Here is a 12,426-nt window from a genome sequence, read left to right on the forward strand (position 1 = left end):
CTCCGTGCTGCCACGAGGCACCACCGCACTGAGCCCGACGATTCGCTCGCTCATGACGACACCTCATCCCGCTGGGTACCGCTGGCGATGGTCTGCATGACCCGGTCGGCGTCCACCGTGTCGTCGTTGGTCAGGTGCGCGACCATCTCCCGGTCCCGCATGACCGCGATCTTGTGGCTGAGTCGCAGCACCTCCTCCAGCTCGGCGGAGATGAACAGCACCGCCATTCCGCCGTCGGAGAGCTGGACGACCAACTTCTGGATCTCCGCCTTGGCGCCGATGTCGATGCCACGGGTCGGCTCGTCCAGGATGAGCAGCCGGGGCTCGGTGATCAGCCACCGGGCCAGCAGCACCTTCTGCTGGTTACCGCCGGAGAGGTTGCGCACCGGTACCTCGGGGTTGGGCGGGCGGATGCTCAACGCCTTGATGTATTTGTCGACCAGTTCGTCCTGTCGCCGCCGCGGGATGGGCCGCAGCCAGCCACGGGCCGCCTGCATGGCCAGGATCATGTTCTCCCGGACCGACAGGTCGCCGATGATCCCTTCCGCGCGGCGGTTCTCCGAGCAGAACCCGATGCCGTGGTCGATGGCCTGCACCGGGTTGCGCAGGCCGGTCGCGTCGCCGCTGACCGCCACCTGGCCCCGGTCGGCGCGGTCCGCGCCGAACAACAGCCGGGCCACCTCGGTACGGCCGGAGCCGAGCAGGCCGGCCAGGCCGACCACCTCGCCGGCGTGGATGGTCAGGCTGAACGGGGCCACCGCGCCCTTGCGTCCGAGGTCGGACACCTCGACGAAGGGCGTGCCGCCCTCCAGGACCGCCAGCTCCCGCCGGGGGTGCTCCTCGATGCGTTCGAGGACGTCGAGCTCCTTGCCGATCATCTTCTCCACCAGCGCGAGCTGCGGCAGCTCGGCGGTCGGGTACTCCCCCACCAGCGTCCCGTTGCGCAGCACGGTGATCCGGTCGGCGATGCCGTAAACCTGGTCGAGGAAGTGGGTGACGAAGAGGATCGCGATGCCCTCGTCGCGCAGCTGCCGCATGATCCGGAAGAGCTGTGCCACCTCACCGGCGTCCAGGCTGGAGGTGGGCTCGTCGAGGATGAGCACCCGGGCCTGTACGTCGATCGCCCGGGCGATCGCCACCATCTGCTGCACGGCCAGCGAGAAACTCGCGACCGGCGCGGTGACGTCGATGTCGAGATCCAGGCGGGTCAGCAGTTCCCGGGCCCGTCGCCGGACCTCGCCCCAGTGGACGGCGCCGAAGCGGCGCGGCTCCCGACCGATGAAGATGTTCTCCGCCACCGAGAGGTTGGGGCAGAGGTTGACCTCCTGGTAGACGGTGCTGACGCCGGCCGAGGCGGCCTGCATCGGTCCGCTGAAGGCGACCTGCTCGTCGCCCAGGGTGATGGTGCCCTCGTCGATGCCGTAGACGCCGGTCAACACTTTGATCAGGGTCGACTTGCCGGCGCCGTTCTCGCCCATCAGGGCGTGCACCTCGCCGGGGAAGAGCCGGAAGTCGACGTTGTGGAGTGCGCGCACCCCGGGAAAGGACTTGCTGATCCCGGTCATCGTCAGGACCGGACGGCTATCCGTCATCCCATCAGATCCTCTTCTGGGTTCTCGCGGTACGGAAGGGCCACGGAGCCCCCGTGGCGTCCGCCCGGTCAGCCGTGGGGCCGACCGGGCGGACGTGGCACGGGGGTGTCGGGCCAGGCGCCCAGTCCGTGGGGAAATGGGCGACGCTGCGGGGTCGCCACCTCAGCGGCGACCCCGGGCGTCGATCAGTACTTGCGGTTGGGCAGGGCCTCCTTGGCCTGCTCCTGGGTGAAGGTGGTCTCCTCGGTCTCGATCCGCGGCGGCACCTCCTCACCCGCCTTGACCTTCTTGGCCAGGTCCATCAGCTGTGGGCCGAGCAGCGGGCTGCACTCCGCGATGAAGTTGAACTTGCCGTCGGCCAGGGCCTGCATGCCGTCCTTGACCGCGTCGATGGTGATGATGGTGATGTCCTGGCCGGGCACCTTGCCGGCCGCGGTGATCGCCTCGAGGGCGCCCAGACCCATGTCGTCGTTGTGCGCGAAGAGCACGTCGATCTTCGGGTGGGCCTTGAGGAACTGCTCCATGACCTGCTTGCCGCCGGCCCGGGTGAAGTCACCCGACTGGGAGGCGATGACCTTGAGCTTGGGGTCGGCGGCGATCGCCTCGGCGAAGCCCTTCTTGCGGTCGTTGGCCGGCGCCGAACCGGTGGTGCCCTGGAGCTCGACGATGTTCACGTCGCCGGTCGCGGCCTTCTTCTCCTCGACCAGCCACTCACCGGAGAGACGACCCTCCTTGACGAAGTCCGAGCCGAGGAAGGTCTTGTACAGCGACTTGTCCGCCGAGTCCACCGCGCGGTCGGTCAGGATGACCGGGATGCCGGCGTCCTTGGCCTCCTTGAGCACCGTGTCCCAACCGGACTCCACCACCGGCGAGAAGGCGATCACGTCGACCTTCTGCTGGATGTAGTTGCGGATCGCCTTGATCTGGTTTTCCTGCTTCTGCTGGGCGTCGTCGAACTTCAGCTCGATACCCGCCTCCGCCGCCGACTCCTTGATGGAGTTGGTGTTGGCGGTCCGCCAGCCGCTCTCCGCGCCGACCTGGGAGAAGCCCAGGACGAGCTTGCCGTCGTCGCCACCGGCGTCGCTACCGGTGTCGCTGTTACCGCAGGCCGCCACGCTGCCGGCGAGCAGCACGGCGGCGGCGACCGCGATGGCGCGACGACGCGCCATCGGCATTCGCATGTTCCTCATCGGATCTCCTCGAGTGGGTGCGGTTGTCCACGCCGCCCGCCGTGCTGCACGGGCGGCCTGAGTCGGTGGTGCGGATCCTGTGCGGGTGGTGCGAATCAGATCGCGGGTCGCCGGGACCCGCGACCGGTCAGGAGTTCGCCGCAGGCGAGGGGCGTTGTCCGTAGACGTTCTGGTAGCGGTCGTAGAGCGCGTCGATGTCGGCCTGCGCCATCGGCACCGGTTGCCCGAGCGCGCGCGCCAGGTGCGCGGTCCGGGCGACGTCCTCGCACATCACCGCGGCCTTGACCGCGGAGCGGGCGTTGCGCCCGATGGTGAAGACGCCGTGGTTCTGCATCAGCACCGCGGGCGATCGGTGCCCGGTGAGCGTGCTGACGATGCCCTTGCCGATGTCGTCGCCGCCGATCAGCGCGAACGGGCCCACCGGGATCTCCCCGCCGAACTCGTCGGCCTGCGCGGTCAGGTGGCAGGGGATCGACTCGCCGCGTGCCGCCCAGGCGGTGGCGTACGTGCTGTGGGTGTGCACGACGCCGCCCACCTCGGGCATGGCGCGGTAGACGTACGCGTGCGCCGCGGTGTCGCTGGACGGCGACAACTCTCCCTCGACCGGTACGCCGTCGAGGTCGCAGAGCACCATGTTCTCGGCCGAGAGGTCGTCGTAGTCGACGCCGCTGGGCTTGATGACCATGAGATCGTGGCCCGGCACGCGGGCGGAGACGTTGCCGGCCGTCCAGGCGACCAACCCGTAGCGGGTCAGCTCGCCGTGCAGCCGCGCGACGCTGGCACGCAACTCGGTCACCAGGGCGGTCAGGTCGTCGCTCATGCGGGCACCTCCACGGTCTCCTGCGGCGTACCGGCCGACTCGACCGCCGCGTTGCGGATCGCCCGCAGGCGCAGCATCACGTCGTTGGCGCCACGGCCGAAGTGGTCGTGCAGCGCGCGGTACTCGGCGTAGAGGGCGTCGTAGGCGCGGACCCGCTCCGGGTCCGGCTGGTAGACGGCCTCGTGCACGCGGCCCATGGTCTGCGCCGCCTCCCGGACCGAGGGGTACGCACCGGCGGCGACGGCGGCGTGGATCGCCGAGCCGAGCGCCGGGCCCTGGGCGGAACCGATGATGCCCAGCGGCCGGTTGGTGACGTCGGCGTAGATCTGCATGAGCAGCTTGTTCGAGGTGAGCCCACCGGCGATCACCAGGTCGTCGACGGGTACTCCCGCGTCGACGAACGCCTCCACGATCATCCTGGTGCCGTACGCGGTCGCTTCGAGCAGGGCGCGGTAGACGTCCTCCGGCCGGGTGGCCAGGGTCAGGCCGACGATCATCCCGCTCAGGTCGTGGTTGACCAGCAGCGATCTGTTGCCGTTCCACCAGTCCAGCGCGACCAGGCCGTGAGCGCCGACCGGCTGCGCGGCGGCCAGCTCGGTGAGCCGCTCGTGCGAGTCGAGCCCGGCCGGGGCGGCGTGGTTGACGAACCATCCGAAGATGTCGCCGACCCCGCTCTGTCCGGCCTCGTAGCCCCACGCGCCGTCGCTGATGCCACCGTCGACGACACCGCACATGCCGGCCACCTCGGCCGGGGCGGGGCCGTTGACCACGTGGCAGGTCGAGGTGCCCATGATGGCCACCAGCCGACCCGGCTCGATCGCCTGGGCGGAGGCCGCGGTCACGTGTGCGTCGACGTTGCCGACGGCGACCGCGACGCCCTCCGGTAGCCCGGTCCAGGCCGCGGCGGTGGCGGTGAGCCCGCCCGCCTTCGCGCCCAGCGGCATCAGCGGACCGTCCAGTTTGGCCACGAAGTCGCCGAAGTCGGGGTTGAGCGCGGTCAGGTAGTCCACCGACGGGTAGTTGCCGTCCTGGAGGATGCCCTTGTAGCCGGCGGTGCAGACGTTGCGGGTCTCGACGCCGCACAGTTGCCACACGATCCAGTCGGCGGCCTCGACGAAGCGCTCGGCCCGGCGGTAGACCTCCGGGTCCTCCTCCAGGATCTGCAGGCCCTTGGCGAACTGCCACTCGGCGGAGATCTTGCCGCCGTAACGGCCGATCCAGGATTCGCCCCGCTCGTGGGCGAGCGCGTTGATCCGGTCGGCGTGCGGCTGCGCGGCGTGGTGCTTCCAGAGCTTGACCCAGGCGTGCGGGCGCTGGCGCAGCTCCGGCACCTCGCACAACGGGGTGCCGTCGGCGAGCGTCGGCAGCACCGTGCAGGCGGTGAAGTCGATGCCGATGCCGACGACGTCGGCCGGGTCGACCCCGGCGGCGGCCACCGCCGCCGGAACGGCGTGGCGCAGCACGTCGCGGTAGTCCTCGGGGTCCTGCAACGCCCAGTCGGGCGGCAGCGGGGTGCCGCCGTCCGGTAGGGCGGTGCTGATGACCGCTCTGCGGTATTCGTGCACCGCAGTCCCCAACTCGGCACCGTCGCGGACCCGGACCACCAGGGCCCGTCCCGACAGCGTGCCGTAGTCGACGCCGACGACGTACCGGTCGCCTGCTTCGTCCACTCCGCTCATCTTCACCTCCGGCCGATGACGGACCTCAGTGTTAACGCTCACATCCTGCGCCGTCAAGACACCTGCCGGCAACAGCTCCGTAACGGAGTACACCGAGGGATAGACCAACGTCAACAGGTTACCGAAGGGTGGCGCGCGGCGGTGCCCCCATCCCAGGTCACACCGCATCCGGCGGATCGGCGTACGGGCCCGCCTGCGAGCGGACGCGGACCCCACCGACGCGCCCTGCGGGGTCGGGCCGTACCGGAAGGCGGGACGAGGGCGCGACCGACCGCCGCGCACCGCCCTCCGAGCCCTCTTCGGCCTGCTCGGACGGCCTGCCGGCCGGACCACGCGGAGGCGGACGGATGCGCGCCACGACCGGCCTGCGATCGTGGCGGCGTCCTCGACGCCGGCCCTCCACACACCCAGCCGGACGGGCCCGGCAGCCGCGTACGAGCTGCGCACATCCGTACACCGGGAGGGCACGCGGAAGCGGCCCACTCCACCGCCCGACAGTCGGCGCAGGACCGTCCGGCCCCGGGAACCGGCCCGTTCGGTGGACTCCAAGAATGAGCGTTAACATCGCGGATTCATCAGACGATCAAGGCGAGGCGACGTCAGCACCCCCACCCACGCGTGCGCCGTCCGATCGCGAGACGCATCGCCCCCATTGACGTGCGCGATCACCTCGGCGGCCGCCGACGGCATGCACAGCGAACCCCCCACAGCCGCTCCGACCCCCCGTTCCAAGTGATTTACAGAACTGAATGTCAGCGATAACATTCGCGACATCGATGCTGAGCGTGGCCGGCTGAGGACTCCGTGCGGCCACGGCCGACGGCGACCAGGCCCGCTGCCGCCGGTCACCGGCGCACCCTCGCCCGGCCGGTGCCCTGCCACCACCGGTGCGCCCACGGGCGACGCACCACGCACCCCGTACCGCCACCGCCGCACGGGCACGTCGTGGTCGGTCATCGACGAACGACACCTGTTGGCTCCCGTGACCTTGAAGGAGGTCCGCATGCGCGCACGACCACGATGGTTGGCCGTCCTGAGCGTCCTGATGTTGACGCTCACGGCCGTCGTCGTCGACGGGCTCCACTCGCCGAAACCCGCCCAGGCGCTCAACAACGGGGTGGCGCGTACGCCACCGATGGGGTGGAACACCTGGAACACCTTCGGGTGCAACATCAACGAGGCCCTGATCCATCAGATGGCCGACGCGATCGTCTCCACCGGGATGCGCGACCTCGGGTACAAGTACGTCGTCGTCGACGACTGCTGGTTCGACCCGAACCGCGACTCCCAGGGCAACCTCCAGGCCCACGCCGGCCGGTTCCCCAGCGGCATGAAGGCGCTCGGCGACTACCTGCACGCCCGGGGTCTGCTCTTCGGGATCTACCAGGTGCCTCGGGAGAAGACCTGCGCCCAGTACTTCGGCGCGTGGCCGGGCTCCACCGGCAGCCTGGGACACGAATACCAGGACGCCCGCCAGTTCGCCGCCTGGGGCGTGGACTTCCTCAAGTACGACTGGTGCTCCCCGTGGGGCACCATCAACGACCAGGTCGCGGGCTTCTCCCTGATGCGTGACGCGCTGGCCGCCACCGGCCGACCGATCGTCTACAGCATCAACCCGAACAGCATCCACGAGAAGACCGGCCCGCAGCGCAACTGGGGCGACATCGCCAACATGTGGCGGACCACCGAGGACATCACCAACTCGTGGAACACCGGGCAGACCAACGGCTACCCGATGGGCGTGCAGAACATCATCAACGTCACCGTGCCCCTCGCGCCGTACGCCGCACCAGGCGCCTTCAACGACCAGGACATGATGGTGGTCGGCAACGGGGGCATGAACGACACCGAGATGCGCAGCCACTTCGCGCTCTGGTCGATCATGGCCTCGCCGTTGATCGCCGGCAACGACATCCGCAACGCCAACGCGGCGACCCTGTCCATCCTGCGCAACCAGCAGCTCATCGCCATCAACCAGGACCCGCTCGCCCTCCAGGCCGTGCAGGTGTCCCACGACGGCACCCGCCGGGTGCTGGCCAAGCGGTTGGCCAACGGCGACGTCGCGGTGGCCCTGCTCAACCAGGGCTCGTCCACCACCACCGTGTCCACCACGGCGGCGGCGATCGGCAAGTCCGGCAGCTCGTTCACGCTCCGCGACGCCTGGACCAACGGCACCTCGACCAGCACCGGCGCGATCTCCGCCAGCGTGCCGGCGCACGGCACGGCGGTCTTCCGGGTCAGCGGAGGCGGCACGACCAACCCGCCGACCACCTTCCGGCTGCGCAGCGAGTCCTCCGGCCGGTGCCTCGACGTCAACAACGGCGGCACCGCCAACGGCACCGCCACGCTGATCTGGGACTGTCACAGCAACAGCAACCAGAGCTTCACCCAGAACGGCCAGAGCCTCCAGGTGCTCGGCAAGTGCCTGGACATCTCCACCACCGCCACCGCCGGCAGCCCGGTGCAGATCTGGGACTGCAACGGGGGCACCAACCAGCAGTGGACCTTCAACGGCAACGGCACCGTCAGCAGCGTCCGGTTCCCGAACCTCTGCCTGGACGTGAACAACAACGGGACCGCGAACGGCACCACGGTCCTGGTCTGGAACTGCCACACCGCCGCCAACCAACGGTGGAGCCGGGCCTGACCCGGACCATCGGCGCGGACCCGTCGCCCGGCGCGACCGGGTGACGGGCCGGGCGGGTGCCCCGACACCCGCCCGGTCCGCCGCGCCCGGCGTCGACCCCCTCAGCGGGTACGTCCCGACAGGCGAGGCGCAGCGTCCGGTTGCCGCCACCCGGCGCTCAGCCGCAGCGGGCGGGCGGCTCACGGCGGGCCGTCGTCGGCGTGGCACACCGACCGGCGGTGCCGCCCGGCGTCGGCGCGAGCATCCCCAACGGGTCGTCGAGCAGCGGGGCGAACCCGAGTTCGGCGGCGCCGACCAGGGTCGCGTCGTCACCGAGCGCGGCGGTACGCAGGCGCACGCTCTCCCGGGCGACCGGCAGCACGTTGCGGGCGATCCGGCTGCGCACCTGGGCCGCCGCGCCCGGGTACACGTCGCACAGCATCCCGCCGAAGACGACCATGCCGGGGTTGAACAGGTTGATCAGGTTGGCCACGCCGATGCCGAGCCAGTCCCCGATCCGCCGGAACGCCTCGCGCGCGGCCGGGTCACCACGGTCGGCGTCGTCGGCGACCGACCGGACGGCCGCCCGGCCGAACATCTCGGCGGGACGACCGGCGACGTCGAGCAGCGCCCGCTCGCCCACCTCCGCCTCCAGACAGCCGGACGAGCCGCAGCCGCACGGCCGCCCGTCGTACGGGTTCACCACCATGTGGCCCAGCTCGCAGCCGTAACCGCCGTGGCCACCGAGCAGCCGCCCGCCGACGATGATGCCGCCACCGACGCCGACGTCACCGTGCAGATAGACGAGGTTGTCGAAGCCGACACCCGCGCCGCGCCGCTGCTCGGCCTGGGCGCCGAGATGGGCCTCGTTGCCGACCGCGACCGGCAGGCCCAACCCGAGGCGGCGGCCGAGTTCCGCGCCGAAGTCCTGGTCCACCCAGCCCAGGTCCGGTCCGAACCGGACCATCCCGTCGCCGGGCCGGATCATCCCGCAGTACGAGGCACCGATGCCGACGCATCGCGCCTGCGGCGGCGCGGCACGGTGCAGCTGGCGACCGAAGCGGGCCAGCACCGCCACCACACGGTGCAGGTCCGGCCCGGCGCGCGGGCGAACCGCCTCACGGCGGTCCAGGATCGCCCCGCCCAGGCCGACCCGCGCCGCCACCAGCCGGTCCACCGCCACGTCGAAGGCCAGCACATAGAACCGGTCGGCCGAGGGCCGGACCATCAGCGAGGGGCGACCGGCGCGGCCGGTGTCGGTCGGCAGTTCCTCGTGGACCAGGCCCGCCCGGCTCAGCTCGGTGGTCAACGCCATGATGGTGCTGCGGTTGACGCCCATCCGCTCGGCCAGCCCGGCGCGCGACGTCGGGCCGTCGAGGTGCACGTGCCGCAGCAACGTGCCGGCGTTGCGCCGACGGATCTCCTCCTGGACCAACCCGACCTCCGGCATCAGCGACGGTGCGTACGGCCGACGGGAGGGAGTGTGTCCAAGCAGTGGGACGACGTCAAGCGCGGGCCGACCGTGGACCGGTCGACCCGCGCCCATCGATCAGCGACTCGCGCCGGCACGCCGTTTGTTGTAGACGTCGAAGGCGACGGCGACGAGCAGCACCAGGCCCTTCACCACCGACTGCATCGACTGGTCCACGCCCATCAACTGCATGCCGTTGCTCATCACCGCCATGATCAGGCCACCGACCATCGCGCCGACGACCGTGCCGACGCCACCGGTGACGGCGGCGCCGCCGATGAAGGCCGCCGCGATCGCGTCGAGTTCGAACATGTTGCCGGCGGCGGGCTGTGCGCCGTTGGAGCGCGAGGAGAAGATGATGCCGGCCACGGCCGACAGGAAGCCCATGTTGACGAAGATCCAGAAGTTGACGGTCTTCACCTTGACGCCGGACAGCATCGCCGCGGGCAGGTTGCCGCCGATGGCGTACACCTGCCGGCCGAAGACCGTCCGCCGGGTGAGCATGCCGTACACCAGCACCAGCGCGGCGAGGATGATCAGCACGATGGGCAGGCCCCGGGCGTGCGCGAGCTGCCAGGCGAAGTACATGACCACCGCGCCGACCAGCACCATCCGCGCGACGAACAGCGCGAAGGACTCCACCGGCTGCTGGTAGCGGATGCGCGCCACCCGGGTCCGGAAACAGCTCACCACGTAACCGGCCACCGCGATGGCGCCGATGAGCAGTGTGAAGGCGTCGTACCCGTCACCACCGATGAGTCCGTTGAGGAAGCCCGCGGCGATCCTGTTGTACTCGGCCGGGAACGGCGACAGCGAGATGTTGTCCAGCACCCGCAGGGTCAGACCACGGAACAGCAGCATGCCGGCCAGGGTCACGATGAAGGCGGGAATGCCGACGTACGCGACCCAGAAGCCGTGCCACGCGCCGACCGCCAGTCCGACCAGCAGCGCGGCCACCACGCCCATCCACCAGGGTTGCCCCTGCCGGATGACCACCACGGCGGAGACCGCGCCGGTCAACGCGACCACCGAGCCGACCGACAGGTCGATGTGCCCGCCGATGATCACGATGACCATGCCGATCGCGAGCACCAGGATGTACGAGTACTGCAGGACGATGTTGGTGATGTTGCCCGGGCTCAGCGAGAGCCCGTCGGTGAGGAACGCGAAGAGCGCGACGATGACGACGAGGGCGACGAAGATGCCACTCTGCCGCAGGTTGTTCATGATGAGCGTACGAGGGTCGCTGCTGCCCACGTGCAGCGCGGCGGCGGGAGCGCTCTCGGTCGACGGGCCCTTCGACACCGAGGAGGGCTTGGTGCTGGTCATCCGACGGTTTCCTTGTCCTTCGCCATGAGTTCCATGAGCTTCTCCTGGGTGGCCTCGCCGACCGGCACCATGCCGGTGATCCGCCCTGCCGACATCGTGTAGATGCGGTCGCACATGCCGAGCAGCTCGGGCAGCTCCGAGCTGATGATGATCACTGCCTTACCGGCGGCGACCAACTGGTTGACGATCGTGTAGATCTCGAACTTCGCGCCGACGTCGATGCCCCGCGTCGGCTCGTCCAGGATCAGCACGTCCGGGTCGGTGAAGAGCCACTTCGACAGGACGACCTTCTGCTGGTTGCCACCGGAGAGCTTGCCCACCACCGACATCACGCTCGGCGCCTTGATGTGCATGTCGCGCCGGCTGGCCTCGGCGACCTTGGTCTCCTCGTTGTCGTGCACCCAGCCGAGGTGGGCGAGCTTGCGCAGCCCGGCCGCCGAGACGTTGTGCCGGATGTCGTCGATGAGGTTCAGGCCGTACCGTTTGCGGTCCTCGGTGGCGTACGCGATGCCGTTGCGGATCGCCTCCGCGACGGACCGTGCCCGGACCTCGCGGCCGTGCATGAACAGTCGGCCGGAGATGTCCCGGCCGTACGACCGGCCGAAGACGCTCATCGCCAGCTCGGTCCGCCCGGCACCCATCAGCCCGGCGATGCCGACCACCTCGCCGGCGCGCACGTTCAGGGCGGCGTTCTGGACGACCAGCCGGTCCTGCGTCGGATGCCGCACCGACCAGTCCTCGATCCGCAGCACCTCGGCGCCCGGCGACGAGACCCGGTCGGGATAGAAGCTGTCCAGGTCGCGGCCGACCATGCCGCGGATGATCCGCTCCTGGGTCACCTCGCCGGAGGCCATCTCCAGCCGTTCCACGGTCCGGCCGTCGCGCAGCACCGTGGTCGAGTCGGCGATGGCGGTGATCTCGTTGAGCTTGTGCGAGATCATGATGCAGGTGATGCCCTGGTCGCGCAGCCGCCGCATCAGGTCGAGCAGGTGCGCCGAGTCGATGTCGTTGAGCGCGGCGGTCGGCTCGTCCAGGATGAGCAGCCGGACCTTCTTCGAGATCGCCTTGGCGATCTCGACCAGCTGCTGCTTGCCGACGCCGAGCTGCACCACCGGGGTCACCGGGTTCTCCGGCAGCCCGACCGAGGCGAGCAACTCCGCGGCCTCGGCGTTGGTGCGGTTCCAGTCGATCAGGCCGCTACGGCCCCGGCGCTCGTTGCCGAGGAAGATGTTCTCGGCGATCGACAGGTACGGCACCAGGGCGAGTTCCTGGTGGATGATGACGATGCCCCGGTCCTCGCTGTCCCGGATGCCACGGAAGTTCGCCGGTGCGCCGTCGAAGAGGATCTCACCGTCGTAGCTGCCGGACGGATAGACGCCCGACAGCACCTTCATCAGGGTGGACTTGCCGGCGCCGTTCTCGCCGCAGATGGCGTGGATCTCCCCCCGGCGTACGGCGAGGGAGACGTCCTGGAGCGCCGCCACCCCGGGGAACGTCTTGGTGATGTGACGCATCTCGAGGATGTGGTCGTCCATCTGCACCGTCCTGGCGATCTGTGTGGTGAGGGCTGTACTGGTAATCGGAGCGTCGATGCGGGTGGGGGGGGGGGGGGGGGCCCCCCCCCCCCCCCCCCCGCGGGGGGCCCCCCCCCCCCCGGGGGGGCCCCCCCCCCCCCCCCCCCCCGGGAGGAAACAACGACCGAAACCCCCCCACGCGAGG

General features: G+C 70.2%; 8 protein-coding genes. 1 reads left to right on the forward strand and 7 read right to left on the reverse strand.

Annotated features, from left to right (window positions below; all coding sequences use genetic code 11):
• Window positions 1-50: 50 nt before the first annotated feature.
• The 4 genes from ACIBO1_RS16325 to araB all read right to left on the reverse strand — a co-directional run bounded on the left by ACIBO1_RS16325 (window position 51) and on the right by araB (window position 5,281).
• Window positions 51-1,592: a sugar ABC transporter ATP-binding protein gene (locus ACIBO1_RS16325; RefSeq protein ID WP_396746819.1), complete on the reverse strand. Its 1,542-nt coding sequence runs from the start codon at window positions 1,590-1,592 to the stop codon at window positions 51-53.
• Window positions 1,593-1,777: 185 nt separating this feature from the next.
• Entirely contained in the window at window positions 1,778-2,782 is a 1,005-nt protein-coding gene (locus tag ACIBO1_RS16330; protein WP_350696870.1) for an ABC transporter substrate-binding protein, read from the reverse strand.
• Between the two features lie 127 nt (window positions 2,783-2,909).
• Entirely contained in the window at window positions 2,910-3,602 is a 693-nt protein-coding gene (locus tag ACIBO1_RS16335) for an L-ribulose-5-phosphate 4-epimerase (protein ID WP_396746822.1), read from the reverse strand.
• Window positions 3,599-5,281, reverse strand: coding sequence for a ribulokinase (gene araB, locus ACIBO1_RS16340; RefSeq protein ID WP_396746825.1), 1,683 nt, complete (start codon window positions 5,279-5,281; stop codon window positions 3,599-3,601). Before araB ends, ACIBO1_RS16335 begins: the two co-directional genes overlap by 4 nt.
• A 1,003-nt stretch (window positions 5,282-6,284) precedes the next feature.
• On the opposite strand from araB, the gene ACIBO1_RS16345 reads away from it, so the two are divergent.
• The gene (locus ACIBO1_RS16345; RefSeq protein ID WP_396746828.1) at window positions 6,285-7,928 is read left to right on the forward strand and encodes a glycoside hydrolase family 27 protein; all 1,644 of its coding nucleotides are present in this window, start codon (window positions 6,285-6,287) and stop codon (window positions 7,926-7,928) included.
• Between the two features lie 157 nt (window positions 7,929-8,085).
• On the opposite strand, the gene ACIBO1_RS16350 is transcribed toward ACIBO1_RS16345, so the two are convergent.
• The 3 genes from ACIBO1_RS16350 to mmsA form a co-directional block, all read right to left on the reverse strand.
• Window positions 8,086-9,357 carry an ROK family protein gene (locus tag ACIBO1_RS16350; protein WP_396746831.1) on the reverse strand — a complete coding sequence of 424 codons (1,272 nt, stop codon included), beginning with the start codon at window positions 9,355-9,357 and terminating at the stop codon, window positions 8,086-8,088.
• Between the two features lie 99 nt (window positions 9,358-9,456).
• On the reverse strand, window positions 9,457-10,707 hold the full coding sequence (gene mmsB / locus ACIBO1_RS16355; protein WP_396746834.1) for a multiple monosaccharide ABC transporter permease: 1,251 nt from the start codon (window positions 10,705-10,707) through the stop codon (window positions 9,457-9,459).
• Window positions 10,704-12,242, reverse strand: a complete 1,539-nt coding sequence (gene mmsA, locus ACIBO1_RS16360) for a multiple monosaccharide ABC transporter ATP-binding protein (protein WP_350696876.1) — start codon at window positions 12,240-12,242, stop codon at window positions 10,704-10,706. The genes mmsB and mmsA overlap by 4 nt, the downstream gene beginning before the upstream one ends.
• Between the last annotated feature and the right edge of the window lie 184 nt (window positions 12,243-12,426).

Origin of the sequence: Micromonospora sp. NPDC049903 (assembly GCF_044460945.1) — a bacterium.
Classification (GTDB): domain Bacteria; phylum Actinomycetota; class Actinomycetes; order Mycobacteriales; family Micromonosporaceae; genus Micromonospora.